Genomic DNA, 25,904 nt, shown 5'->3' on the forward strand with positions numbered 1-25,904 from the left:
ATTCTATTTCTACCGTTGTATATTTAACGATATTTAGGCGTTCAAACGGGCTTTTATTTTAGCGCTTAGAGCGCCCATGTCGGTGCGGCCTTGCACTTGTGGTTTTAAGCTACCCATTACTTTACCCATGTCTTGCATACCTTGAGCACCGGTGCTTACCATTGCTTCATCAATTAAGGTGGCAAGTTCGTCTTCGGTTAAAGGCTGAGGAAGAAAACCTTCCAACACAACAATCTCTTCACGCTCTTTACTAGCCAAGTCATCACGGTCAGCGGCATCAAACTGAGAGGCGGCATCTTGACGTTGTTTAACCATCTTGGTTAATACTGCAAGAATATCGCTATCACCTAAGGTAATTTGCTCGTCAATTTCACGTTGTTTGATGGCTGCTATTGCCATGCGAATGGTGCCTAGACGTAATTTCGCTTTAGCGCGCATTGCATCTTTTTGTGCGGATTTTAAATCGTCTATTAAAGCCATGATGCTCCCAAATTAAGTAAAGTTTCAACAAAGAAGGGTTGTCACTATAAAGGTATAAAAAAAGGAATAAAGAAAAAAGTAAAACAGTAAAAGTAAAAAAGCACTTTATACAAGCATACCCATAAAAAGGCATACACTATTAATAAGGGGCGAGTCAGTGGCACTTTAAAACCGGGTGTCTAACAGGCGTTCTTGATGTCCTTCAATTCGCTGTTCATAAATAATGGGCAGTACATCAATATTACGCTGTGCATTAATAAATAATGCTAACAAGCACTAAAGAAGAATTTTCTGTGGCCCAGAAACGCGAAAGGTGTTGCAAATGCAACACCTTTCAGACTCGTAAGTTAACCCTGTATTAGTAGAGTTTTACGCGACGTGCGTTTTCACGAGCTAATTTCTTTAGATGACGCTTTTTCGCAGCGGCTTTCTTACGCTTGCGTTCCCAAGTAGGCTTTTCGAAGAACTCACGACGACGAACTTCAGACAATACGCCTGCTTTTTCACAAGAACGCTTAAAACGACGCAGCGCTACATCAAACGGCTCGTTTTCTCTAACTTTAACGATAGGCATTTAAACACTCACCTCAAAACTTTTGCTGTATAATTCCGGGAAATTGAGCGCTAAAAAGGCCACCCGGGTTAAAAATGGTGCGAAATTCTAATCATTTCCGAACAGAAAGTAAAGACTGAATTGCCAAAAAATAGGCAATATTGCGCAAATAAACGAAGCACCATTCCAAGATATGCGGAATAAAGGTAAACTCTGCGCCTTCTGAGACAAGGTAATACCCTTTTGTCTGTCTACAGGAGAAAAAGAATTCAGCGCGATCCCGCATTGGTTGAGTCGATCATATCACAGATCGCAGATGATCAAACAGGTCAGGTACTGATCTATTGTAATAAACTTTGTTATTAAAGACGTAAAAGTAAGGCTTGGCTCAAAGCAAATATTAGGAATAGTATGCGTATATTAGGAATAGAAACTTCTTGTGATGAAACGGGTATTGCCGTTTACGACGACACTGCGGGGTTATTGTCACACGAATTATACAGCCAAGTTAAATTGCACGCCGATTACGGCGGTGTAGTGCCTGAACTTGCGTCACGAGATCATGTTAGAAAAATTATCCCGCTAATTGAAAAAGCGCTTAGTGATGCTAACACCCAGCCTAGTGAATTAGACGGCGTAGCCTTTACCCAAGGTCCAGGTCTTGTTGGTGCCTTATTAGTAGGTTCATCAGTGGGCCGTTCTTTAGCGTATGCGTGGGGTGTGCCTGCGGTAGGCGTTCATCATATGGAAGGGCATTTACTTGCTCCCATGCTAGAAGACAATGCGCCTGAATTTCCCTTCGTTGCATTATTAGTTTCGGGCGGCCACTCTATGTTAGTAAAAGTAGAAGGTATAGGCAGCTACGAAGTACTTGGCGAGTCGATAGATGACGCAGCCGGTGAAGCCTTCGACAAAACCGCTAAGCTTCTAGGGCTTGATTACCCTGGTGGGCCTTTATTAGCTAAATTGGCTGAAAAAGGTGAACCAGGCCACTACAAATTCCCACGACCTATGACCGATCGCCCCGGTTTAGATTTTAGCTTTAGCGGCTTAAAAACGTTTGCAGCTAATACTATTCGTGCTGCGGATGACAACGAACAAACTAAAGCAAATATTGCTTATGCATTTCAAGAAGCGGTTATCGACACGTTAATCATTAAATGTAAGCGAGCACTTAAACAGACCGGTATGAAACGCCTTGTTATCGCGGGCGGCGTAAGTGCGAATACCATGCTGCGTACACAAATGAAAACTTTGATGGACGATTTACGTGGGGAAGTGTTTTACCCCAACTTGGCATACTGTACCGACAACGGTGCCATGATTGCCTATGCAGGCATGCAGCGTTTGAAAGCAGGTGAAATATTAGGGCTTTCTTCACAAGCAAAACCTCGCTGGCCGCTAGATACGTTAGCGCCTGTATAATAAAGCTGTCATGGGGTAGGGTTATTATGCTAAATAAAAAGAGTATCTTATTTAGTTTGTAGGAAAAAACATCATGTTTGACAAGATTAGATCTTGGCGAGTCATTCAATTCTACGGACCGCTATCTGCAGTTATCGTTTTATTGTTAATGGCCTTTCAAGCTGATGCGCAAAGCAATAATGAAGTCACTACAGACCCAGCTACCAATGTGTCGGTCCAGTACGAAAAAAATCATGTTGTACTCATCTCCTTAGATGGATTTAGGCATGATTACATTGAACTTCACGCTGCAAAAAATCTTGCCCGTATTGCAAAAGCGGGTGTGCGATCGACCTCATTAACGCCAGTTTATCCTGCGAATACATTTCCTAACCATATTTCGATTGTTACAGGGCTGTTGCCTATAAACCACGGTATAATTGATAACAGATTCTATGCAAAGTCGCGGCCTGATAATCAGGGAGGCTATGCTAAATATTCGATGGGTAAAGCCAAGGGCGACAGTAGTTGGATTACGGCATTACCGCTTTGGCATTTAGCTGAATTCCAGGGGCATAAAGCTGCGACCTTTTTCTGGCCTGAATCTGACGCCAGAATAGCTGGCGCTCTTCCTACCTATCTTTATCATTATTCAAAATATGCAGACTACCAACAGCGGATTGATCAAATTGTTCAATGGCTACGTTTACCTGAAACATCACGCCCGCTCTTCGTTGCAGGCTATTTTTCGCTAACCGATACGGTAGGCCACGATGAAGGGCCTACGTCGTCAGTAACAAAAGAAGCCGTCGCTAAAGTTGATGAGTTAATTGGTCAACTGTATGACCGTCTGAACACGCTTCCCATAAAGGTAGACTTAGTAATAGTGTCTGATCACGGTATGACAACATTAAACGATAGTCACAACGTTATGGTGGAATCTTTAGATATTCCTGATTATTTTACGATTAGTAATAGTGGTGCTCTGGTTCGGCTATATGCACACTCTGAGGTGTCGCCCAAGCTAATTGAAAATGAGGCATCACGGCTTAATGCGCTCGCAAACGGCCAATTTAAAGTACTGAGCACCGCAGAGCGCAATAAAAGGCAGATACCGTACAACGAACGTACTGGCGACATTATTATTGAAATTTTGCCTCCAGGCCGCTTTAGAAGTGAGGAAGACATTCATGTTAGCAAAGGAGGCCATGGCTACTTAAATACGTTATCAGATATGGGTGGGTTATTTGTTGCATCAGGCCCTTCATTTCAAAAAGGAAAGACATTGCCTGCGTTTAGTAATTTGGAAATATACCCAGCGTTGGCGGAAATTATGGGGTTGGAATTACTGACACCTATTGATGGCGAAATTGACGTATTAAGGCAAGGTCTACAATAAATCAGCAATAGCGTTTGTTTGGCCTGCGCTATGATTGTAATTACTCTTTGGTGTTGCCCTTATCCCAAATCTTACCTTCAGAGCGGCTCATCAATCGGGCGATATTTTCACGGTGCCGTAAGATAATAAGTAAAGACAGCATGAGCACAGGAACGGTATAAAGTGGCTTTATTAACCAAGTAAATAACGGCGCTAGGCTGACGGCAACCAATGCGCCTAGTGACGAATAGCCGGTAAGAAATACGACAATAACCCAGCTTAGAATAAGTAGCCCTGCCAAATCTAATCCAATAGGTAACATGGCACCAAATGCCGTTGCAACTCCTTTGCCGCCTTTAAAGCCAAAATACAAAGGGAAAATATGGCCTAAACATGCAGCGATAGCGATAAGACCTAAAAGCACGGGCTCCAAGCCTAGAAAGTAGCTTGAGTAAACCGGAATAGTCCCTTTCAAAATATCCATTACCAGCACTAGCAACGCCGGAATTCTGCCGCCAATTCGATATACATTGGTGGCACCGGGGTTCTTAGAGCCTGCAGTACGGGGATCGGGGAGAGAAAATGCTTTGCAAATAACTACCGCGCTCGATAAAGAGCCAAACAAATAGGCTACACAAATCATTAATAGGGCTAACGGTATCATTATTGCTGCTTAAACCTGCTGCTTTGTACACTAAACGTATATCTACACCCAAATAATATGGGGCGAATGCTATAGTGCGTGTTGCCCCCACTTGCAGTACAACGGTATAGTTGTGCCACCATCGCCCTAAGGCGAACAACGTAAAGCGTAAAGCTACTCTATTCAAAAGTGATATACCACCTTTTGAGAAGAAGTTAACGTGGTAGTAAGACCAGTATGGTCATAAGAATGAAAAGGTTTATGGGAAAAATATATATAACAGGGCTAGCTGTCGATACCCTCATCGGTGTGTACGATTGGGAACGGGAGCGTTTAACCACGTTGTTGCTCGATGTTGAACTCGACGCTGACCTAAATGCTGCAATGCTGTCGGATAATGTTGATGACACCATTAACTATGCCGACGTGGCTGATTGCATTACTGAGGTTGGAAAAAACAGTCGCTTTATGCTGCTAGAGGCATTTGGTGGCGCTGTAATGAAGCAAGTACTTGCCACCTTTCCGGCCCATGCTATTCGCTTGAAAATTGTGAAGCCGAATATTCTTCCTAATGCACAAACGGTGGCAGTGGCTATGTATCAGGATAAGTCCTAGTGGGGCGTCATACAATTTTAATTAGTGTGGGTTCTAATATCGACAAAGAACACTACATACGAGAAAGTATTAAAGCGCTTAAACAGAATTTCGATGACGTTAGCTACTCTTCGGTATATGAGAGTGAGTCAGTCGGCTTCGATGGCAGTGCCTTTTATAACTTAGTGGCGAAAGCCGTGACTTCTATGAGTATTATTGAAGTGCGAGATACCTTTCGTCAGATTGAAAGCGACAATGGTCGTAAACACGGGGAAAAGAAATTTTGTTCCCGTACACTAGATTTAGATTTACTCACATACGACGATCAAGTTACCCATGAACCCGTTGTATTGCCTCGGGAAGAGATTCTGTATAACGCCTTTGTACTATGGCCGTTAGCTGAGTTGGTTCCTAATGATATCCACCCTGTTGAAGGCAAAACCTACGAGGCACTTTGGCAGGCTTTCGATAAAGAAAAACAAACACTCTCGCCCATCAATTTTACTTGGAGCTAAGCAACGGAATGACACTGTTCGAAATAATCATATTGGCCATTATTCAGGGCGTTACCGAGTTTTTACCTATTAGTAGTTCTGGGCATCTTCTTTTGCCTGCAGAGTTATTTGGTTGGGTAAGTCAGGGGTTAGCGTTTGACGTGGCTGTTCACGTGGGAAGTTTACTGGCGGTAATGATTTACTTTCGCCAAGAAATCGCACAAATGACAGTGGCTTGGGTTACCAAGGGATTCACAAAAGAGCAAAACACTGACAGTAAGTTAGCCTGGTATGTGATTATCGCAACTATACCTGCTGTGATTATTGGTTTTGTAATGAAAGACTGGATAGAACTTAATGCCAGAACAGCCCTTGTTATCGCCGCAACCACTATTATTTTTGGTCTTGCCCTATGGTATGCCGACGCCACCGCGAAACGCACTCAAGAATTAACATCGCTTAACTGGAAACAAGCATTGTTAATTGGTTTAGCGCAAGTACTGGCGCTGATTCCCGGTACTTCTCGCTCGGGTATTACCATGACAGCAGGTTTGATGCTGGGCTTAAATAGAGAGAGCTGTGCGCGCTTTTCGTTTTTACTGTCTATTCCCGTTATTTTGGGCGCCGGTTTGCTTGCCACTCTTGATTTATTACAAGCTAACGAAGCCGTTGATTGGTCTGCGTTGCTCTATGGCGCTGCGTTCTCATTTGTGAGTGCTTACTTATGTATTTACCTCTTCCTTAGCTGGATATCGCGAATTGGTATGCTTCCATTTGTGATTTATCGCTTACTGTTAGGCGTCATTTTGCTTTGGTTCGTTTTTGCATAAGCGATTAGCATAAATTCGGGTTAATAAAAGACTGTGTTGGCGTAATACAATGGAGCGATTTCCTTTTAGGGAGTTGCCTCTTATGAAGTATTCAGCAACGCAGTATGGTTACAATAATTGAAGCAGGGAGTACGCAATGTTAGACACTATTTTTACGAAGATTATCAATAAAGAAATTCCAGCAGATATCCTTTATGAAGATGATATCTCGTTGGCGTTTAGGGACATAAACCCGCAGGCCCCGGTTCATTTTTTAGTGATCCCGAAAAAAGCCATCCCTACTATCAATGACATCACAAAAGAAGATAGAGAGGTTGTAGGACACTTATCTTTTGTTGCCGCAAAAGTAGCAGCAGAGTTGGGTGTAGACGAGCAAGGTTATCGCACGGTAATGAACTGTAATGAGTTTGGTGGGCAAACGGTGTACCACATACACCTACATGTACTGGCCGGTAAAATCATGGGCTGGCCGCCATATACCGATACGGCTAAGCGTTTAGAATAAAAGCGTTTGGAATAGCTTTTAAACGCATACCGATGAGTTTAATAACCAGTTAGTTGCTTAACACGGGCAACTAACTGGCTTAGTCTTTATCGAAACATCTATCGATAGGCCGTGGTTAGTTCAAACCAAGTACCTTTTTACCTTGCTCAAAGTGAATATCCACAGGAATATTTGCCGCTTCTAAGCGAGCTAAATCTGCCGCTAGCTGTGGTTTAATCACGCCCATACTGTCAACAAGTTCTGCAACACCGTCGTAGTCGCCATCACCTTGCAACGTTAAAATCAGCTCAGATAAGGCGGCAACTGCAGCGCCCATTTTCTCAACATTAACGCGATAAACACCTTCTTCGGTTTGTTCAAAAGCGCCTTCTTGTGCAAAGAAATTAAAGCGGATCATATTCGCTTTTCCGTGTGCACTAGACGCCCCAAAACGTACTGAGCGGAAAATTCCAGCCATAAAGGTGACATAGTAATCTTCAAGTGTACCTTCTGAAATCTCACCTTTTTCAAGCAAGCTTTGAATCATGTAAAGGCCCAAAATGTCAGCTTTACCTTCTTCTAACGCAGAGGCGTGCTCTTTTAGCGAACCCCTTACAGTATCGCTCCCATCAAGCGTGTTTTTTATCCCTAAGCCATGCGCCACTTCGTGAAACATGGTGTTAGCAAAAAACGCATCAAACGTAATATGAGCGCGTTGCTCAGGTGCAATTAGCATGTCCGCAATAGGAATAAGAATATTGTCGAACTTGGCACGCATAGCGTTTTTCAGTTGCAAGCGACGGGTGCCTTTTTCAAGCTGTACACGCTCATCGTTAGGCAAGTTAATCGCAATGGTTTTACTGCCAGCGTTTGAATGACCCGCGTAATACACTACATCATAGGCGTTTAAGTCGGCATCAGAGCCAGGTACTTCTGCTTTGTACTGGGCAGGAACAGGTAAACCTTCTTGTAACTCTGGAAGAAAAGCGGCGTATTTTGCGAGCTTTTCACTCCACGCTAAATCTTTTACCAGAACGTAGGCTTCAAAGGCGGCGCGATAACCAAATAGCTGGTCTTCATAGCTTTCGATTGGCCCAATCACCAACTCTACAGGGTTAGTCTTCATGTCCATCCACGCCATGTCCGAAGCTAGGTAATCGTCGGTAAGCAGTGCCTGTGCACGAAGGGTTAAGTAGGCTTTAAAGCTTAAGTCTTCTGCAAGTTCAGCCGCTTCTTTTAGAATCTTAGATGCAGCGGTTAATTCACTCTTGTACGCCTCGGAATAGGGAACCGAGTAGAGGTTGCCAGCTTCATCTTGCTTCACTAACGAGTATAAGCCTTGCTTGCCTTCAAATGTGGCGGTCGCGAAGTCGGCCTTTGTCATGGTGTGAGGATAAAACTCAGCACCCAGTGCTTTTTCTTCATAGCCCGAAAGGAAGGGGCTATCGCCGTTCAATCTGTCCCATGGGCCGTAGTTGATTGAAGCAAAATGTTTAACTTCATCGCTTTCGATACTATTTAAAAACTCACTTTTGTCACCGAAAAAGGCTTGTTTCCAAAATAAGTCATCCATTATCTTTGAAGCATCAATAAGCAAAGCAATCATCTTTTGTTGGTTGTTGCTTAAATGGGATAAATCGCTGGTTAGTTCAACGGGATGATAAATAGATAACCGAGACTCATTCACAAGAAGGGCACTATCGGGTGATTCAGTTTGCGAAGCCTCTACAGAAGGATTTGTTTTTGATACGGTCTCTTCTGGTGCCTTAGAGCAGGCGCTCATAAATAAACTTGTGGCAACAGCCACTGCAAGAGTAGAGTAATGTTTGCGTGGAAATTTCATCATAAAGTTTTCTGTTCTACATTTATTGGCAGGATAAGAATATACAATAAAGTTACACGTTAGCGAGCGGCGTTTTGATGTGTATCAAGGTTTCATGTAAAGGCATATGTACTACACTGTTCATAACGCGTAATAATGCATATTCAATGTTGAGTTAGTAAAAGGTTCAATATTATTCGAGCTCAATAACGGTTATAACATAAGGGGAATGTGATTTCCTGCTATCATAAAGCTATGCTTTTCAGATGTGTAGCGTATAGTAGGATAGTAAGTCTCTGAGCAACTGCAACTTGGTCATTTACTCGCAAACAAGGATTACAGTGTAACCGCGGGTATCTTAAATTCATTGCCTTTTAGTGGCTATTTGAAACATATCTAAGGGTAGGTATATGTCTACACAAAATGCGCTCTCAACAATTCTTGTTGAAAAAATAACAAACGACACACTCGTACTTCCTACATTACCGGCTATTGCTTTAAAAGTAAGAAAGTCAGCGGACGATCCTAATATCAACTTAAGTGCAATGGGTGATGTTATCGGACAAGACCCCTCGCTAAGCGCAAGAATGATTAAAATTGCGAACAGTGCTTATATGGGGCGCAGTATCAAAGTAAATTCTATCAGCCAAGCGGTAACCCGCATTGGTTTACGCCAAATCAAAAATATTTCAACTGCGCTTGCCATGGAGCAGCTGTTCGTTTCTAAAAACGATGTAGTGAGTGCCTATTTGCAAAAAGAGTGGGCGAATACGGTGAATATCGTGGCTAACTCAATGGCGGTAATGCAGCTTTATATCGCGCGCACGAAAAAGCGTGAAATGAGTATGGATATTATGACGCTCACAGCGTTAACCCATAATATTGGTGTATTACCCATTCTAACTGAAGCGGAAAGACACCCTGAAGTGTTTGCGAATCCAACCTTTTTAGAAGTGGCCATCGACAAACTGGCTGGGCAAATTGGCGCTAGCATCATGCGAGAGTGGGGCTTTGGTGAAGAGTTTGTGAGTGTAGCTAAATGCTGGAAAGATTTAAGCTATATTCCTGAGCAGGTTACTTACATAGATTTCGTTCGTGTTGGTGCGGCCGTTTCTGGCGCAATGGACAGTCAAAAAGACGCTGTTTTGAACTTAGCCATACAGCGTGATGTGATTGACGATGTAGCGATACTTCATTCTGATGAATTTGCCGACCTTGCCAGTGCCGCAAAGCAAATATTTGCCTGACACTTTGCTACCATAATGCTGGTCAAGCATGACTACCTAAAGCCGAACTTATGTTCGGCTTTTTTGTTTGTTACTTTCAACCAACATTAACAATAAGCCGAGTAGTAGGCCCCACACCGCTGATGTGATAGATAAAAGACTGAAGCCTGACGCCGTACATAAAAAAGTGACCAAGGCAGCGTGACGGTATTTGTCGCTCTCTACGGTTTTGACCAAGGCGGCTTGCAAGGTAGCCAGCAGCGCAAGACCTGCCAGTAAATGCACTACAATCGGGGGCATTGAAACGAACAAAACCACCACAACAGACGCAAGTAGCCCCATAAATAGGTAACCAATACCTGCGGCGATGGCCGCTTTATAACGCTGACTTTTATCTTTATCTGCTTCTTCCCCCATGCACAAGGCCGCGGTTATTGCCGCAAGATTGAACGTAAACCCGCCAAATGGCGCTAGCAGCCCCTGCAATATGGCAATGCCACTTAGTACTTTTTTATGGTCGGGGTGGTAACCATGGGCATGGTGTATCGCAATGCCGGGTAAATTCTGAGAAAGGGTAGTAATAATGTACAAAGGAACGGCAAGCCCAATGACGGCGGTAATTGAAAACTCGGGGCTGACCCACACGGGAGTGGGTAGTGAGAGAGTTAACGGGATTTCACCGTTTAAGAAGCTACTAGTGACAATAGAAACAGCCAGTAAACACAACATAAGGTAGCGAGGGAAAAATCGGCTTCCAACAAGATAGATAGCCAGAAAACTGGCAACAATATAGGGGTGTTGTTCTACATCAGTGAATATCGATATACAGATAGGCAATAGAATACCTGCCAGTAGCGCCGATGAGATACTAGCCGGAATGCGGCTTATTTGATTGAGCAAACTGCGACTTTGCGCGGTAACCAGCGAAAGCACTGCGCAGATAATAAAGGCGCCAATACTCTCAGGAAGGGTGTACTGCTCCACGCTACCTAATAAAAAGGCTGCACCAGGGGTAGACCAGGCGGTGACAATAGGCATTTTCATTAGCCAAGAATAGAAAATACAGGAAATGCCCATGCCTAGGCCTAAGGCGAGAAGCCAACTAATGACCATATCAGGGCTTGCCCCCGCTTTACGGGCAGCATCAATAACAATAACAACAGCACTGCTATAGCCAACGGTGACTGCCGTTAATCCTGAAGAAATGTGGCTAATCTGCCATTCTGATTTCATCTTTGCCCCAACCATTTGAACCTAAACCTAAACTACTTCATACTGTGTGCGTTATAACGTACACAATAAGTTAACTCTACACTTGTGCGTTATAGCGCACAAGGCGTTTTGCATTAAAATGCTAAATCGACTCTATTTGTAAGAATGTGACAAGAAGCAGTAAATGATGAAGACCAATAGCGATGCACTACAGGCGGGAGACTTTTCGTTAAGTATTTCTGCGCGTTTAAAGCAGTTGCGTGGTGATATGGGCTTGTCTCTTGATAAAGCCGCCACGTTAACCGGTGTGTCTAAAGCCATGTTAGGCCAAATAGAGCGGCAAGAGTCAAGCCCGACTATTGCCACATTGTGGAAAATTGCGACAGGGTTAAATGCCTCGTTCTCCTCTTTTATTGCAGCAACCGCACAATCTGAATTCGATGTTAATCACGGCTTTATTCACGACCCAAACATGCAAGTGAAAACCCTTTTTCCGTTTGATGTAAACAAAGGTTTTGAGGTGTTTGAAATTACCCTAACTCACTTCCATGAGCAACGCTCTACGGCCCATCAAAGTGGGGTTACTGAACATATTCATTGCATTGGAGGCAGGTTAACCTTGTGGCAAGGTAATGAGTGTAAAACCATCAAAGCCGGCGAGCAGTATTTAATAGATGCCGATCAAGCGCATGGCTATAAAGATGAAAGTGGGGAAACCCAGTTTATTAATATTATCCACTACCCAGTGCTGTAAAGGCAGCTGGCAGGCAAGTGATTAGAGGTGAAGCGGGTAACTAACGGGTGGCAAAAATAAACAAAATGTTGAGCAATACCCATGGGGCACTGCTCAACACGTATTAATTTCACGCTAGTTAAACACGGTTTAGGTGTTAGCGTCATTCAAGTTGAGCGTTTCACGCAAGAAGTTTAGCAAAGTACAAAGCTCTGCAGACATTAACGCAAATTCAGCATCTAGGCGTGCTTCAACTTGGTCTTTAGGAATGTCTTCAGTCTCTTCTTTTAATCTATCGGTAAACTTAATACGCTTTAACGAGCCATCTTCAGCAATAACTGCAGTTAGGGTATCTTGATATTCAAACGCCACTTTTTGTACCAGCTTACCTGCATCCAAATGAATCGTGATTTCATCACTATCAAGCGGCTGGTTTTTACAGCGAATAATACTGCCAGCATCATCTGTAGATTTGAACTCGGCTTCTTCAAGTAGTGCTATGCCATCTGGCGCTGAGTCAGTCAGCCAGTGAGTCAGTTCAGACTGCAAACTGTGGCGGGCTAAAGGCACAACCGGTAGTGAGCCAATGGCTTTTCGAACTAGGGCTAAAAAGGCTTCAGCTTTGCCATCGGCAGAGGCATCAACAGCCACCAGGTTATCTTCTAACGAAATAAACCCATGGGTGTAAGTGTTTTTAGTAAACGCTTGAGGCAACAACCGAGTTTGAATTTCCTGCTTAAGATCGGCTTTCGCCTTTTTACCGACAGGCGAACCGGTTTCCATTTCAATTTTGGCAACCATGTCGTCCAATTCGGCATTAATTACTGCAGCAGGAAGCAACTTTTCTTGCTTCTTAACGGTAAGCCAGTAACGTTGCCCAACGCGCTGAAACATGGTGCCTTGTTTGCCAGCTTGAGAGAATGGGGAAGCAAAGCCCATCGTAGCCAAATCTTGACTCTTACAAGGACGGAATGCTTGTTCGCTTAGGACGCGCTCTAGGTCGCCATCGTCAAGGGAAAGTGGCTGGGTAATTTGGTAGGCTTTTATATTTTTAAACCACATTTGAGGCTATCTCTTTTAAAAATGGTGGGCAAGCGTACCAAGCTAGCGAATGCGGTGCAACGGATATAGTACGGGAGTTATAGAGATTTTTTGTTAAGCCGGTTTACCCTTCATAGGAAAGCGAATGGTATATTGAAGGCCATCGCCAGGTTTGCTTTGCGCTTCAATGTGGCCAGATAAAGACTGAGTAACAAGGTTGTACATAATGTGTGTGCCAAGTCCGCTGCCACCTTCTCCTCGTTTAGTCGTAAAGAAGGCGTCAAATAACCTATCTAAGTCGTCATTAGATAAGCCTTTCCCGTTGTCACGATAACGCATTTCTATGGTGTTGTTATCAACGCTCACATCTAACGTAATTTTGCCATCGTTAGTATCTTCAAAACCATGCACTAAGGAGTTCACAATCATGTTTGTGACAATTTGGGCAATGGCCCCTGGTGCACAGCGAATATAAAGATCTTCAGGGCAATTAACCACTATTTCATGATTATTATGCTTGAAGCTTGGCTTAAGTGATTTAATGATGTCACGAATGTAATCGTTAAGGTTTATCTCTCGTTCAGTTTCGCTGGTTTGATCTACCGCCACTTGTTTGAAGCTGGCGATAAGCTCAGATGCTCTGTTTAAGTTAGTTAACAGGAGATTAGCTGATTGTTCTGCTTCATTAATGAAGTTTTCCATGTTTTTTGTAGTCAGGCTTTTTTCTTCAAAACTCGTTTTTAAGTTATTAAGTCGCTCTTGCAAAAAGCTGGCGGCAGTTACGCCAACGCCAAGTGGTGTATTTACGTCATGGGTAATCCCAGCTACCAAACCGCCAAGAGAGGCCATGCGCTCAGATTCGACCAATTGGTCTTTGGCGAGTTGTAAATTTCCCATTGAATTCGCTAACTCCGAATTTTTTTTGCGAAGCTCATCTTCTATATACTGCCTATTTTCATTCTCTTGACGAAGCTCTCTTTGATTTGCGATAAGCTCGTCTTTTTGTTGTTCAAGGCTAAGCATAATTTGAGAAAGCGAAGAGGTTTTCTTAGCGACTTCTTGCTCTAAAATAAGATTCTGATCGTCTAGCTTTTTATTGGCATGCGATAGCTGGCTTTGAGCATTGGTCAACTTACCATTAGATACGATTAAATCGTCGATAACATTGTTGTACGATTCTTTTAATTGCAATAACTCATTATCGTCACTTATTTTGACTGAAAGCTTGCTTTCATCGGGATGAAGCGGATCAAATCCTTCCATTTGATGAATTATTTCAGCCAAGGGTTCGGACAACATGGTGCGAAACGCGGTCATAAAAAGAAACACCAAAAAGGTGGTTTTTATTAACGCATTTCCAATAAGAAAAAAGATGCCAATTTCGATACGGCCAAAAATAGTATCGAAACTTGAGTAGAGCGTTACATCGCCTACGGTCGATTCTCGTCCTGAAAATTTAAATATTAATGGAAAGCTATAACTGAAAATCCCACCCGGGTGGTCTTCAATAAGTTCTTCTTCGATAGGAGAGCGGGGACGCTGAATACTTAAACCGAAGTCGGCAATTTGATTGCCATTTTCATCCCTAACTTGTACACCTTCAACAATAGGAAGTTCTAATAACCCCTCTGCTATTGAGCTAGCTTGTTCGCTGTTCAATTCCCACAGGGCACGGGTTAAGCTGGTTGAGAAGGTATTTTTTAAAGTTTGTAATTCGTCTTCGACATGATCTTTGGTACTTAGATACTCGGTAAAAATCTGTCCAACGGTAACAATAAGCGTAAGAATGAAGTATACAGAAAGCACTCGTGTCAGCAGTTTTCTTGATAAACCCGTTTTTACCGCCGCCATTGAACAACATTCCTCTGTCTACAATTTACTTGACCTTCATTGCCAAGAATATGCGTAAATGTATGAATAAACAAGCAACCTCTATGAAGAAAATTTTACCTATCTTTGTCGAAAACTTGACACATTAATGTAATCGTTTTAATAAAAGTGTCACAGTGCACATTAATAATAGCGGCGTTTTGTGATGAGCAGGAAAATAATAATGTCTCGTACAGTTTTGGTGGTTGAGGACGAAGCGCCCATCCGTGAAATGCTTAAGTTTGTGTTAGAGCAATCTGGTTTTAATATTATTGAAGCCGAAGATTACGATATAGCGCAAGAAAAAATATGTGAACCTTACCCAGATTTAATCTTACTTGATTGGATGCTACCGGGTGGTAGCGGCGTGCAATTAGCTAAGAGTTTAAAGCAACATGAGTTCACTCGTGATATTCCAGTGATTATGCTTACCGCTAGAGGCGAAGAAGAAGATAAAATTCGTGGCCTTGATGCGGGTGCGGATGATTACGTCACTAAACCGTTTTCACCTAAAGAGCTTATTGCTCGAATTAAAGCGGTGATGCGACGCGTAACGCCTACTTCAAATGAAGAGCCTATTGAATTTAATGGCTTGAAACTTGAGCCTGTGTCTCACCGTGTTATGGCCAATGAAGAGCCACTAGACATGGGGCCAACAGAGTTTAAATTACTGCATTTCTTCATGACCCACCCAGAGCGTGTTTATAGCCGTGAGCTATTACTCGACAATGTATGGGGTACGAATGTGTATGTGGAAGACAGAACGGTTGATGTACATATCAGGCGTTTACGTAAAGCTATCTCTCGTCATGGGCATGATGCTATGATTCAAACCGTGCGTGGAGCCGGTTACCGTTTCTCTACCAAACTCTAAATTCCCAGCGGATAAGAGACGCTATTAGCGTCTCTTCGCTCTCCGCGTTTCACTGTTTCAGGGCGCATTCACTATGTATTACCCGTTCTCATGGCTGAGAAGTACGCTTCGACTAGTGCTATACCTTCTGGTATTTGCGCTAATCGGTTGGTACATGAATGACATGTTATTTGCCGTAGCCATTGGCGCCACTTTGCTGCTCATTTTCAACTATTGGCATTTATACAAGCTTAACCGCTGGTTATGGCATAGCCGTAAGATGTCACCGCCTACAGTGCGTGGGGTGTGGGAGCATATTTACGAGGGTATTTATTACCTGCAGCGCAGAAACAGAAATAAACGTAAAGAGCTTGGGGAGTTAGTAAAACGCTTTCGGGAAGGTTCTGAGGCACTCCCCGACGCTGCGGTAGTAGTAGATTCTAAGGCATGTATTATTTGGTGTAACCGCTTAGCACGGTTGGATCTGGGCTTAAAGTGGCCACAAGATGCGGGCAGAAGGCTCGATAACTTACTACGACACCCAGAATTCATTCAGTATTTTCATGCTGGAAATTTCAAATATCCTATTGAAGTACCATCGCCAACCAACCCGCATAAAACCTTTGAATATCGGGTTATGCCTTATGGCGACGAGCACTTGTTATTGATTGCGCGAGATATTACTCGCGTTTCTCAGTTAGAGGCCATGCGTAAAGATTTTGTCGCCAATGTGTCACATGAACTACGAACGCCTCTCACGGTTATCAATGGCTATTTAGAAATTTTGCCGGTGGATGAAACCGCAGATCCTTTTATGCAAAAAGCCATGAAGGAGATGACTGCGCAAACTCACCGTATGCAAAATTTGATTGAAGATTTATTGGTGTTGTCTCGCATTGAAGCCAGCTCGGAACGGATTTACGAAAATGTGGTTAATATTCCCACGGTACTGTCTCAGATAGAGCGAGAAGCCCAAGCACTGAATAAAGAAAAACAGCACCATATTGAATTTCATATTGATGCCGACCTTAAAGTCTTCGGGGTTGAAACCGAGCTGCGAAGTGCTTGTTCTAACTTAGTATTTAATGCGGTGCACTACACTCCACCTGGTGGTGAAATTCATGTATATTGGCGGCATGATGAGGAAGGCGCAAAGTTCGCGGTGCACGATAATGGTGATGGTATTGAATCTAATCACCTGAATCGACTCACAGAACGTTTTTATCGAGTAGATAAAGCACGGTCACGCAAAACCGGTGGTTCAGGGTTGGGGTTGTCGATTGTGAAGCACGTACTTAGCCACCATAATTCTCGTTTAGACATTGCTAGCACCTTGGGGGAGGGCAGTCAGTTTTCCTTTGTGCTAGATAAAGAGCTAATTGCGGAGCAAATTTAAATGCGAATAAAGCAATTCATCGCCTTGTGCAATGTGGCCGTTTTGCTTCTTGTTTCAGGCACGCTAGGCGCTGAAACTACCCACGAGTTAGACTACGAACGTCAACCTGGGGTGGCGGGAAAAATCACTTCGGTAGGTTCAGACACACTCGCAAATCTAATGACTTTTTGGTCACAAGAATTCAAAGCCCTCTATCCGCAGGTGGGTTTTCAAATTCAAGCTTCTGGTTCTTCTACTGCGCCTCCTGCGCTCATTGAAGGTACAGCCACTATCGGCCCAATGAGCCGAGAATTAAAACCTAGCGAGATTCGCGATTTTACTCGCAAGCACGGTTACCCGCCTTTAGTCCTTAAAGTCGCGATGGATGCCATTGCTATCTTTGTTGAACGCAGGAATCCGTTGCAAGGGCTTACCCTAAATCAAGTCGATTCTATTTTCTCTCAAACGCAATTTTGCGGAGGAGATGGGCCAATTAATAAATGGTCAGAGTTAGGCATTGATGCCAACGGATATCGCGCCCCAATTCGTTTGTACGGACGAAACTCGGTATCAGGAACCTACGGTTTATTTAAAATGATTGCCATGTGTGACGGAGATTTTAGAAATACAGTTAACGAGCAGCCGGGGTCGGCTTCAGTGGTACTTTCTGTTGCTTCAGGAAAAGGGGCGATGGGATATGCCGCCTACGGATATAAAACCGCAGGGGTTCGGGCGTTACCGTTAGGTGAGACCATAGATTCGTTAGTGCCACTTACCATAGATAACGTGCGCAGTGAGTCTTACCCGTTTTCCCGTTTCTTGTATTTAGTCATAAACAAAAAACCTGGCGAACCTTTACCTACACTGGAAAAAGAGTTCTTGCGCTATATTTTATCTGAGCAAGGGCAAGAGCAAGTATCCCGGGATGGCTACTTTCCTATTCGGGAAGATATGCTCTTAAGGCAGCGTAGGTTGGTCGATTAATTTGTATCAAACAGGTGAATAACCGTGGAGCATGTTTCATCACGCTGGAAAAATTGGGTAGTTAAAAACCTTCTCGCAGGCACAGCACTTCCCGTGATTACAGAGCAGTTAACGCTAAATGGGTTTGATGCAGATACAGTTCGTCGGCTTTTAGGCCGTAATTTACCTTCAAACTATGTTTTCGACCGAGATGTAGAGTTTTATCGCAAGCTCGCAACGCCCGCATTTTTACATCAGCCTTCAATTAATAATGTGACCTGTTTGTGCGATGAAAAGGAAGTTCAGCTTTACCGTGTAGATGACTTTTTATCGGCAGAAGAGTGCCATGCTGTAATCGACCTTTCTTCTAGCAAGCTTTCGCCCTCAAAACTGACAGGGGCACCCTCTGCAAAAGGGATCAGAACATCGTCAACTTGCGAACTCGCCTTTATGGACAGCGCACTAGTTACCTCAATAGATAGCCGCATCGTCAATTTTTTAGGCTTGGGCATAGGAGAAAAAGAAGTTATACAAGCTCAGCATTATGAGCAGGGTCAATACTTTAAACCGCATTTTGATTTCTTTCCCCCAGGTACGCCGCAATATTTAGAACACGCAAAGCGGCGAGGTCAACGAACATGGACTTGCATGGTTTACTTAGATGATGGCATGGAAGGAGGCCATACTCATTTTACAAAAATGGGTGTATCGGTAAAACCCCATCGAGGCACAGCACTCCTATGGAATAATCTGACGAACACAGGGGTGCCTAACTTCAATACGCTTCATTATGCTGAGCCTGTAACGGCTGGTAATAAAAACGTCATAACTAAGTGGTTTCGAGATAAAAATTAGTCCCTTTGTCAATATAACCACCCGGTTCGCCCCTTCAATCTCTCGCTAACAACATAAAAAACAAGACAAAATTTAAGCTATCAACTGATTTTATAAAAGTTCCAAAAATTTCAGTGTGAATCCACATTTGTAACAAAAATGTCACCCTTCTCATTTAACCTCTACCGGACTTTGAAATTCAAACTAAGATCTAACTGGAGAATTTAATGGAAATTCGTAATGTTTTTAAGATCAGTGCTATTACCACAGCACTTGTTCTTGCAGGTTGCGGTGGCGATATAAATATTAACGAAGGTGACGAAGTTGTTGTAACGCCAACGACTCCAACCACGCCAACGACCCCAACTACGCCAACGACCCCTGATGTTGATACGCCATTTTCATTAGGCTTGGCGACTGACGCCTCAAGCGAATTCTCTACAATTACCGATAAGCCTGTCTATCGCTTAAACGACGATTTAGTGTTAACCCAAGACATGACGTTAACAAATGATGCTCACTGGATCATCAAAGGTCGTACGGCAGTAGGTAACGACAATGCTGATTCAACAGTACTGACGATTGAAGAAGGTACAACCGTTATCGGTGAAGACGGTGATGACTTTTTAGTCGTACGCCGTGGCTCACAAATCGAAGCGTCTGGTTCATCTTCAGCGCCAATCATAATGACGTCTATCCAAGACGTTACTGGTGAAGAGACATCAATTGGCCAATGGGGTGGTGTGGTATTACTAGGTAATGCACCAACTAACCTTTGTAACACAGGTGACGATGACCAAACTTCTGACGATGAATTGGCTTCTTGTGGTGTTTCAGCGGAAGGTGATGCAGGCCTATATGGCGGCAACAACGCGGAAGATAACTCAGGTACGCTTGAATACGTTGTTGTAAAGCATGCTGGTAAAGCATTGGCTTCTGGTGATGAACTAAACGGTATTTCATTTGCGGGTATCGGTTCTGAAACAACAGTTAATCACATTCAAGTTCATCAAAACCTTGATGACGGAATCGAATTTTTCGGTGGTACGGTTAGTGTAAGTAATGTTGTACTTACTGACATTGGTGATGATTCACTCGATTGGTCTTTCGGCTGGACGGGTAGTGCAACTAACGTTTACATTCAGCAATCTGCAGACGGTGGTGACAACGCTATTGAAGCGGATAACAATGAAGATAATCCTTCATGGTTACCACTTACCAAGCCAACTGTTTCTAACGTAACCATTGTAAGTGCCGACGGTACTAACGGCGTACGTTTACGTAACGGTACAGCAGGGGTGCTATCTAATGTAGTCGTTACCGGCTCTACATTAGCGGCTAACTGTCTGCGCGTAAATGGCGATGAGTCTATTGCGAATGCAGAGTCTGGCGAGCTAGCGATAACTAACTCTGTTGTTGCGTGTGAAACACCAGCAAATAACTTTGGTTCTGATGATATTGGTGGCGAATCTACGCAAGCTTGGTTTGAAGGTCAAACAGGTAATAGCGTATTAACGCCTTCTGAACTTTTATTTGAAGATAACGGTTATTTCCCAACTTCTGCATCGCCTTTAGCCAACAGTGGAAATTACATCGGCGCATTTGACCCAGCGGGAGAAGATTGGACGACCGGTTGGACGGTTGGTGTAAACGGTGGATTCCCAACTGATATTCAGACTGCTTTCGAGCAAGGTCTTGCGACAGATGTTTCAGCTAACTTCCCTGAATTAACTGACAAGCCAGTTTATGAACTTGCTGAAGATACAACACTAACCAATGATGTAACGTTAACTAACGATGCTTATTGGTTAATTAAAGGTCGTTTAGCTGTTGGTAACGATAACGCAGACAACGCGGTACTTTACATTGAACAAGGCACAACCGTTTTCGGTGAAGAAGGCGATGACTTTTTAGTAGTGCGTCGTGGCTCTCAGATTCAAGCTGAAGGTACGGCTAACGCACCAATCACTTTTACGTCGGTTCAAGACTTAACAGGTCAAGAAACGTCAATCGGCCAATGGGGCGGTCTAGTTTTACTTGGTAACGCACCTACAAACCTATGTAACACGGGTGATGACTCAGATACTTCAGATGCTGAGTTAGCGGCATGTGGTGTAGCAGCTGAAGGTGACGCAGGCCTTTACGGTGGTGCAGATGCTGAAGATAATTCAGGTACACTTCGCTATATCGTTGTTAAGCATGCAGGTCGCGCATTAGCGGCAGGTGACGAACTCAACGGTATCTCATTTGCGGGTATCGGCTCTGGTACTGAAGTTGAATTTATCCAAGTTCACCAAAACCTAGATGACGGTGTTGAATTCTTCGGTGGAACAGTAAGCGTTCGTAACATTGTGTTGACTGATATCGGCGATGACTCACTTGATTGGTCATTTGGTTGGACTGGTAACGCACAAAACGTTTATATCCAGCAATCGGCTGCAGGTGGTGATAACGCTATTGAAGCGGATAACAACGAAGATAACCCTGCATGGTTGCCGCTTACTAGCCCAACTATCTCGAACGTAACTATCGTTGGTGCAGATGGCACAAACGGTGTGCGTTTACGTAACGGTACCGCTGGTGCAGTACGTAACTTAGTCGTTACTGCGGGTGAAGGCTATTCAAACTGCCTACGTGTTAATGGCGCTGAATCTATCGCGAATGCAGAGTCTGGTGCGCTTTCAGTTGAAAACTCAATAGTTGCCTGTGAGACAGATGACAACTTCGGTTCTGATGAAATCAGCGGTGGTTCAACACAAGATTGGTTTACCGGCCAAACTGGGAACAGTGTACAAACGGCTGACGCATTGATGCTTTCTACTGATGGCTTCACACCTCGCTCAGGTTCTCCTTTGCTTGACGCTGGCGTTGATATGTCTGCTGACAGTGATTTCTTCACGTCAACTGACTACATCGGTGCGTTCGACGGTGAAAATAACTGGATGGATGGTTGGACTGTTGCTGTTAACGATTCAATTCCTTCTGATGTGACTAATGCATTTGAGCAAGGCCTAGCCACTGACGTTTCAAGCAGCTTTGCTGCGATTACTGATAAGCCAGTGTATCAACTTGCTGCTGATACTACCTTTACCGCAGACGTTTCTTTAACCAATGATGCTCACTGGTTAATTAAAGGCCGCACTGCCGTAGGTAACGATAATGCTGATAGTGCCACGCTTTATATCCAACGCGGTACGACCGTATTTGGTGAAGATGGCGACGATTTCTTAGTTGTACGCCGCGGTTCCAAAATGGAAGCGTCTGGTACAGCAACATTACCTATCACGTTCACTTCATCTGAAGATATGACAGGTGGCGAAACGACTATCGGTCAATGGGGTGGCCTAGTTATCTTAGGTAATGCGCCAACTAACTTGTGTAACACAGGTGACGACGATGCAACCTCAGATGCTGAATTAGCAGCCTGTGGTGTGTCTGCTGAAGGTGATGCTGGCCTATATGGCGGCGCTGACGCAGAAGATAGCTCAGGTACTTTCCGCTATGTTATCGTTAAACATGCAGGTAAAGCACTTGCAGCAGGTGATGAACTAAACGGTATCTCATTTGCAGGTGTCGGTAGTGGTACTGAAGTTGACTTCATCCAAGTTCACGAAAACTTAGACGATGGTGTTGAGTTCTTCGGTGGCTCGGTAAACGTTAGTCACCTAGTACTAACTGCAATTGGTGATGACTCACTAGATTGGTCTTTCGGTTGGACAGGTAAGGCACAGTACGTACTTATCAAACAGGGTCTTAACGGCGGCGACAATGCATTTGAAGCTGACAATAACGAAGATAACCCTACTTGGACGCCACTTACTACGCCTACTGTATCTAACGTAACCATCATTGGTTCTACAGATACCAACGGCGTACGTCTTCGCAACGGTACAGCAGGAACCATTAAAAACTTAGTAGTTACTGGTGGCGCTGACTACAGCAACTGCCTACGTGTTAACGGTGACGAATCAATTGCAAACGCAGCAAATGCTTCGCTTACTGTTACCCATTCTACTGTGGCTTGTGAGTCTACAAGCGCATTTGGTTCTGACGTGATTGGCACGGCAACAACCCAAGAGTGGTTTGAATCACAAGACGGTAACACCGTTGTTGCGGATATTGATGCACTAAGCTTCGATGATGCAACCGGCTATGTGCCAAGCAGTGATTCAGCGTTACTTGGTTCTGGTTTTGATGCGTCTACGCTAGATAGCTTCTTCGATAGCACTGATTATAAAGGTGCATTCGATGGCGAAGCTAACTGGACGCTAGGCTGGGTAACTGTAGGTCTTGAAGACTAATTTACTTTCGTCATTCATTGAAGCTAAGGCGCTTGTGCGCCTTAGCTTTTGTGTTGAAAGGTCTTCCTAACTACAGTCCCATAGGAGTTTCCATAATGAAAAATAATCAATCGTCAATATTCAAGTTAGGTAGCCTGACTCTTGCCATTTCTTCCATTCTGGGTTCAAGTTTGTTGTCGACAGCGGCAATAGCGCAACAATCAGAAGATGAAGTGATTGAAGAAGTTGTTGCTACAGGTACCCGATTAAAAGGGACTGCAACAGCGGTAATGCAAGAACGTCAAAACCAAGCGTTTGTTGCCGATATCATGGGTGCAGATCAAATTGCACGTACCGGTGATGGCGATGCAGCAGCAGCACTTCGTCGTGTAACTGGATTGACATTGGTAGATGGTAAATTCATCTACGTTCGTGGCTTGGGTGAACGTTACTCAAGCACACAATTAAATGGTATGACAGTACCTAGCCCTGATCCTACGCGTTCAGTGGTTCCATTGGATTTATTCCCTTCAAGTATCATTGAAAGCTTGAACGTACAAAAATCGTTTTCACCCAATATGCCTGGTCATTTTGGTGGCGGTAACGTTAATATTCGTACTAAATCTATTCCAACTGAATTCGTTTTCAGTGTGTCTGGTGGGGCAGGTTGGAATTCAGAAAACAGTAACGATGGATTTTTCTATGAAGGTGGCAGCGACGATTGGACTGGACGAGACGATGGCACACGTGCTTTGCCGTCTATCATTGCATCTAACCTTGCCGCTTCTGGCTCTGACGGCTTTGAAGGTGATTCTTCACGCACGTTAGCGCAAACACAAGAAATATTGAATTCATTCAACTGGGATATTGGCCCTGAAAGTAAGTCTGCAGAGCCAGACTTCAATTTAGGCGCAACCCTAGGTAATCGTTACACGTTTGACGATGACAGTGTACTGGGTTTCTTAGCGACGGTTTCTTACAGTAACGAATGGTCAATTACCGAAGAACAATTGGGTAATGATATTGGTGGCGGACAAGATAATCCTCGCTTCACCAAATATCGTGACATGATTTCGACCGAACAAAATGTTCGCTGGAGCGGCATGTTTAATGTGGGTTACGAGTTAAATAGTAACCACAAAATTGAACTGGTTAATATGATGTTGCACGACATGCGTGACCGTCTGCGTGACGGTGAATACTTCGACGATAGTGAAAGCACCATCGGCGTGGAAGAGTTCAGTCGTATGGATATCATTTTCGAAGAGCGTGAAATGGTGTCGTCACAGTTGAAAGGGACACATAACTTCCTCGATATTGCTAACGGTGTGTTTTTTGATTGGTATGCAGGTACAAGCCGTGCCTCGCGTGAAGCGCCAGATATTATGGAAGTCACTTACCAGTTATTCTATGACGACGCAGGTGCGTTAGAGCTTGAGCGTATTGATGATACTTCAGGGACTAACTTAAACCGTCAATATCAAAGCCTTCAAGATGAATCTGATACTTATGGTTTTAATATCTCTACCCCCTTCTACGGAGACGGGTATGACATCGAAATTAAAGCTGGTTTTGATTATTACGAGAAAACCCGTGATGCCGTTAATATCGATTTAGCGATTCGCCATTTTGGTATTAATGATGAATTTAAAGTGGGCAACCGACTGTATGATATTTTCTCAGAAGAAAATATTAATAACCCTGACTTCTATGCAAGTTCAACAGGTAGCTCGCTATTTCAAGACAATACCGGTGAAGGTGATAAGTATTCTGCAGCCAGTAAACTGACTGCTGGTTACTTGATGGTTGATGCCTTCATTGATAAAAAGTGGCGTTTAAGTGGTGGTGCCCGTTGGGAAGAGTTCCAGCAAATCTCAGTGCCTTTTGTTGAACACTCGAATGAGTTTGCAGCAGAAACGGATGAAATTGCGGACAGTATTTATAATGAAGACGATATTCTTCCTTCATTCGCATTAACCTATATTGCCAGTGATGAAATGCAATATCGTTTCAACATCAGCCAAACGTTAATTCGTCCTGATTTACGTGATATCAGTACTACATTCTTTATCGATCCGCTTACCGAATTCCTTGTTCGTGGTTCACCATCTTTGGTTGAAACAGAGCTTATGAACATAGATGTTCGCTGGGAATGGTACATGTCTCAAGGGAATAACGTGTCTGTTGCTCTATTTTATAAAGACATGGAAAACCCTATCGAGATGGTTCAGTTCGATGGCGGTGAGGGGGTACCTCAGCTGCTTACCGCTAACGGCGAAGAAGGTGAGTTATATGGGGTTGAAGTGGAGTTTTTACACGACCTCAGCTTCATCAGCGATTCAATGAGTAACTTCTTTATATCTGGTAACATGACGATATCAGATTCAGAAGTGACCATTGGCAGCGGTGATCAAGATTCTTTGTTCTCACAGCAAGCACGAGAAGCTTATGGCGGCACCATTACAGCGACTATTACTAATGACCAACGTCGTTTAGTGGGTCACTCTGAGTGGGTTGCTAACCTTCAATTAGGTTGGGATTCAGACAATGGAGAGCATTCGGCTTCATTGGTGTATAACTCTTTTGGTGAGCGAATTATTGCACCAGGTGTTCGCGGGTTCGAAGACGGGATAGAAAATCCATTCCATTCTTTGGATTTTGTTTACACTTACTATCCTGACTTCAACACTACGGTCAAACTGAAGTTTCAAAATATCCTCAACGAGGATAAGGAAATTGAACAAGAAGGACTCTTGTTGCGCCGTGAAACCGTCGGCACAGGTATTAGTGCTAGTGTAAGTTACGACTTCTAATTTAAAAAGCCCGGAATTGTCCG

At 43.6% G+C, this 25,904-nt stretch carries 21 protein-coding genes; 14 read left to right on the forward strand and 7 right to left on the reverse strand.

All coding sequences use genetic code 11. The features are described 5' to 3' along the window. Positions 1-33: 33 nt before the first annotated feature. Both AVL57_RS03470 and rpsU read right to left on the reverse strand, forming a co-directional pair. Positions 34-480 (reverse strand): GatB/YqeY domain-containing protein, encoded by a 447-nt coding sequence (locus AVL57_RS03470; protein WP_057793873.1) that lies wholly within the window; start codon positions 478-480, stop codon positions 34-36. Positions 481-838: 358 nt separating this feature from the next. Next, positions 839-1,054, reverse strand: a complete 216-nt coding sequence (rpsU, locus tag AVL57_RS03475) for a 30S ribosomal protein S21 (RefSeq protein WP_012517258.1) — start codon at positions 1,052-1,054, stop codon at positions 839-841. Positions 1,055-1,444: 390 nt separating this feature from the next. On the opposite strand from rpsU, the gene tsaD reads away from it, so the two are divergent. Next, positions 1,445-2,458 (forward strand): tRNA (adenosine(37)-N6)-threonylcarbamoyltransferase complex transferase subunit TsaD, encoded by a 1,014-nt coding sequence (gene tsaD, locus AVL57_RS03480; RefSeq protein ID WP_057793871.1) that lies wholly within the window; start codon positions 1,445-1,447, stop codon positions 2,456-2,458. Positions 2,459-2,531: 73 nt separating this feature from the next. After that, positions 2,532-3,836 (forward strand): alkaline phosphatase family protein, encoded by a 1,305-nt coding sequence (locus AVL57_RS03485; protein WP_082604970.1) that lies wholly within the window; start codon positions 2,532-2,534, stop codon positions 3,834-3,836. 40 nt (positions 3,837-3,876) lie between these two features. Here AVL57_RS03485 and plsY read toward each other — a convergent pair whose 3' ends face one another. Beyond that, the gene (gene plsY / locus AVL57_RS03490; protein ID WP_057793869.1) at positions 3,877-4,479 is read right to left on the reverse strand and encodes a glycerol-3-phosphate 1-O-acyltransferase PlsY; all 603 of its coding nucleotides are present in this window, start codon (positions 4,477-4,479) and stop codon (positions 3,877-3,879) included. A gap of 240 nt (positions 4,480-4,719) precedes the next feature. Here plsY and folB point away from each other — a divergent pair, with 240 nt between their 5' ends. The 4 genes from folB (at position 4,720) to AVL57_RS03510 (ending at position 6,881) form a co-directional block, all read left to right on the forward strand. After that, positions 4,720-5,073, forward strand: a complete 354-nt coding sequence (folB, locus tag AVL57_RS03495) for a dihydroneopterin aldolase (protein ID WP_057793867.1) — start codon at positions 4,720-4,722, stop codon at positions 5,071-5,073. Further along, positions 5,073-5,567 (forward strand): 2-amino-4-hydroxy-6-hydroxymethyldihydropteridine diphosphokinase, encoded by a 495-nt coding sequence (gene folK, locus AVL57_RS03500; protein ID WP_057793866.1) that lies wholly within the window; start codon positions 5,073-5,075, stop codon positions 5,565-5,567. The genes folB and folK overlap by 1 nt, the downstream gene beginning before the upstream one ends. 8 nt (positions 5,568-5,575) lie before the next feature. Next, complete coding sequence (locus tag AVL57_RS03505) at positions 5,576-6,376, forward strand: undecaprenyl-diphosphate phosphatase (RefSeq protein ID WP_057793864.1); 801 nt, start codon at positions 5,576-5,578, stop codon at positions 6,374-6,376. A gap of 136 nt (positions 6,377-6,512) precedes the next feature. Beyond that, positions 6,513-6,881: a histidine triad nucleotide-binding protein gene (locus AVL57_RS03510; protein WP_057793862.1), complete on the forward strand. Its 369-nt coding sequence runs from the start codon at positions 6,513-6,515 to the stop codon at positions 6,879-6,881. A gap of 115 nt (positions 6,882-6,996) precedes the next feature. Here AVL57_RS03510 and AVL57_RS03515 read toward each other — a convergent pair whose 3' ends face one another. Continuing rightward, entirely contained in the window at positions 6,997-8,703 is a 1,707-nt protein-coding gene (locus AVL57_RS03515; RefSeq protein WP_057796357.1) for a dipeptidyl-peptidase 3 family protein, read from the reverse strand. A gap of 389 nt (positions 8,704-9,092) precedes the next feature. Here AVL57_RS03515 and AVL57_RS03520 point away from each other — a divergent pair, with 389 nt between their 5' ends. Continuing rightward, the gene (locus tag AVL57_RS03520; protein ID WP_013785426.1) at positions 9,093-9,929 is read left to right on the forward strand and encodes an HDOD domain-containing protein; all 837 of its coding nucleotides are present in this window, start codon (positions 9,093-9,095) and stop codon (positions 9,927-9,929) included. A 48-nt stretch (positions 9,930-9,977) separates the two neighbouring features. Here the strand turns inward: AVL57_RS03520 and AVL57_RS03525 are convergent, their stop codons facing one another. Further along, positions 9,978-11,141, reverse strand: a complete 1,164-nt coding sequence (locus AVL57_RS03525; protein ID WP_057793860.1) for a benzoate/H(+) symporter BenE family transporter — start codon at positions 11,139-11,141, stop codon at positions 9,978-9,980. Positions 11,142-11,304: 163 nt separating this feature from the next. Here AVL57_RS03525 and AVL57_RS03530 point away from each other — a divergent pair, with 163 nt between their 5' ends. After that, the gene (locus tag AVL57_RS03530) at positions 11,305-11,874 is read left to right on the forward strand and encodes a helix-turn-helix domain-containing protein (RefSeq protein WP_057793858.1); all 570 of its coding nucleotides are present in this window, start codon (positions 11,305-11,307) and stop codon (positions 11,872-11,874) included. 129 nt (positions 11,875-12,003) lie between these two features. Here the strand turns inward: AVL57_RS03530 and rdgC are convergent, their stop codons facing one another. Beyond that, the gene (gene rdgC, locus AVL57_RS03535; protein ID WP_057793855.1) at positions 12,004-12,915 is read right to left on the reverse strand and encodes a recombination-associated protein RdgC; all 912 of its coding nucleotides are present in this window, start codon (positions 12,913-12,915) and stop codon (positions 12,004-12,006) included. 93 nt (positions 12,916-13,008) lie between these two features. Beyond that, positions 13,009-14,745: a sensor histidine kinase gene (locus AVL57_RS03540; RefSeq protein WP_057793853.1), complete on the reverse strand. Its 1,737-nt coding sequence runs from the start codon at positions 14,743-14,745 to the stop codon at positions 13,009-13,011. A gap of 202 nt (positions 14,746-14,947) precedes the next feature. Between AVL57_RS03540 and phoB the strand changes: the two genes are divergently transcribed. From phoB to AVL57_RS03570, 6 genes are all read left to right on the forward strand, one after another. Then, the gene (phoB, locus tag AVL57_RS03545) at positions 14,948-15,637 is read left to right on the forward strand and encodes a phosphate regulon transcriptional regulator PhoB (RefSeq protein WP_057793852.1); all 690 of its coding nucleotides are present in this window, start codon (positions 14,948-14,950) and stop codon (positions 15,635-15,637) included. A 73-nt stretch (positions 15,638-15,710) separates the two neighbouring features. Continuing rightward, complete coding sequence (gene phoR / locus AVL57_RS03550; RefSeq protein ID WP_057793850.1) at positions 15,711-17,012, forward strand: phosphate regulon sensor histidine kinase PhoR; 1,302 nt, start codon at positions 15,711-15,713, stop codon at positions 17,010-17,012. Then, positions 17,013-17,975 carry a PstS family phosphate ABC transporter substrate-binding protein gene (locus AVL57_RS03555; RefSeq protein ID WP_057793848.1) on the forward strand — a complete coding sequence of 321 codons (963 nt, stop codon included), beginning with the start codon at positions 17,013-17,015 and terminating at the stop codon, positions 17,973-17,975. A gap of 24 nt (positions 17,976-17,999) precedes the next feature. After that, positions 18,000-18,809 (forward strand): 2OG-Fe(II) oxygenase, encoded by an 810-nt coding sequence (locus tag AVL57_RS03560; protein WP_057793846.1) that lies wholly within the window; start codon positions 18,000-18,002, stop codon positions 18,807-18,809. Between the two features lie 206 nt (positions 18,810-19,015). Next, a complete protein-coding gene (locus AVL57_RS03565) occupies positions 19,016-23,089 on the forward strand; it encodes a beta-helix domain-containing protein (RefSeq protein WP_057793844.1) in 4,074 nt (1,357 codons plus the stop codon). A 95-nt stretch (positions 23,090-23,184) separates the two neighbouring features. Beyond that, the gene (locus AVL57_RS03570) at positions 23,185-25,881 is read left to right on the forward strand and encodes a TonB-dependent receptor domain-containing protein (RefSeq protein ID WP_057793842.1); all 2,697 of its coding nucleotides are present in this window, start codon (positions 23,185-23,187) and stop codon (positions 25,879-25,881) included. Positions 25,882-25,904 lie beyond the last annotated feature (23 nt).

Origin of the sequence: Alteromonas stellipolaris, from assembly GCF_001562115.1 — a bacterium.
Lineage (GTDB): Bacteria > Pseudomonadota > Gammaproteobacteria > Enterobacterales > Alteromonadaceae > Alteromonas > Alteromonas stellipolaris.

What these genes read in the sequence shown, in the direction of transcription:
- AVL57_RS03470 (WP_057793873.1), bottom strand. Translation starts at nt 480, where the DNA reads ATGGCTTTAATAGACGATTTAAAATCCGCACAAAAAGATGCAATGCGC.
- rpsU (WP_012517258.1), bottom strand. Translation starts at nt 1,054, where the DNA reads ATGCCTATCGTTAAAGTTAGAGAAAACGAGCCGTTTGATGTAGCGCTG.
- tsaD (WP_057793871.1), top strand. Translation starts at nt 1,445, where the DNA reads ATGCGTATATTAGGAATAGAAACTTCTTGTGATGAAACGGGTATTGCC.
- AVL57_RS03485 (WP_082604970.1), top strand. Translation starts at nt 2,532, where the DNA reads ATGTTTGACAAGATTAGATCTTGGCGAGTCATTCAATTCTACGGACCG.
- plsY (WP_057793869.1), bottom strand. Translation starts at nt 4,479, where the DNA reads ATGATACCGTTAGCCCTATTAATGATTTGTGTAGCCTATTTGTTTGGC.
- folB (WP_057793867.1), top strand. Translation starts at nt 4,720, where the DNA reads ATGGGAAAAATATATATAACAGGGCTAGCTGTCGATACCCTCATCGGT.
- AVL57_RS03505 (WP_057793864.1), top strand. Translation starts at nt 5,576, where the DNA reads ATGACACTGTTCGAAATAATCATATTGGCCATTATTCAGGGCGTTACC.
- AVL57_RS03510 (WP_057793862.1), top strand. Translation starts at nt 6,513, where the DNA reads ATGTTAGACACTATTTTTACGAAGATTATCAATAAAGAAATTCCAGCA.
- AVL57_RS03515 (WP_057796357.1), bottom strand. Translation starts at nt 8,703, where the DNA reads ATGAAATTTCCACGCAAACATTACTCTACTCTTGCAGTGGCTGTTGCC.
- AVL57_RS03520 (WP_013785426.1), top strand. Translation starts at nt 9,093, where the DNA reads ATGTCTACACAAAATGCGCTCTCAACAATTCTTGTTGAAAAAATAACA.
- AVL57_RS03525 (WP_057793860.1), bottom strand. Translation starts at nt 11,141, where the DNA reads ATGAAATCAGAATGGCAGATTAGCCACATTTCTTCAGGATTAACGGCA.
- AVL57_RS03530 (WP_057793858.1), top strand. Translation starts at nt 11,305, where the DNA reads ATGATGAAGACCAATAGCGATGCACTACAGGCGGGAGACTTTTCGTTA.
- rdgC (WP_057793855.1), bottom strand. Translation starts at nt 12,915, where the DNA reads ATGTGGTTTAAAAATATAAAAGCCTACCAAATTACCCAGCCACTTTCC.
- AVL57_RS03540 (WP_057793853.1), bottom strand. Translation starts at nt 14,745, where the DNA reads ATGGCGGCGGTAAAAACGGGTTTATCAAGAAAACTGCTGACACGAGTG.
- phoB (WP_057793852.1), top strand. Translation starts at nt 14,948, where the DNA reads ATGTCTCGTACAGTTTTGGTGGTTGAGGACGAAGCGCCCATCCGTGAA.
- phoR (WP_057793850.1), top strand. Translation starts at nt 15,711, where the DNA reads ATGTATTACCCGTTCTCATGGCTGAGAAGTACGCTTCGACTAGTGCTA.
- AVL57_RS03555 (WP_057793848.1), top strand. Translation starts at nt 17,013, where the DNA reads ATGCGAATAAAGCAATTCATCGCCTTGTGCAATGTGGCCGTTTTGCTT.
- AVL57_RS03565 (WP_057793844.1), top strand. Translation starts at nt 19,016, where the DNA reads ATGGAAATTCGTAATGTTTTTAAGATCAGTGCTATTACCACAGCACTT.
- AVL57_RS03570 (WP_057793842.1), top strand. Translation starts at nt 23,185, where the DNA reads ATGAAAAATAATCAATCGTCAATATTCAAGTTAGGTAGCCTGACTCTT.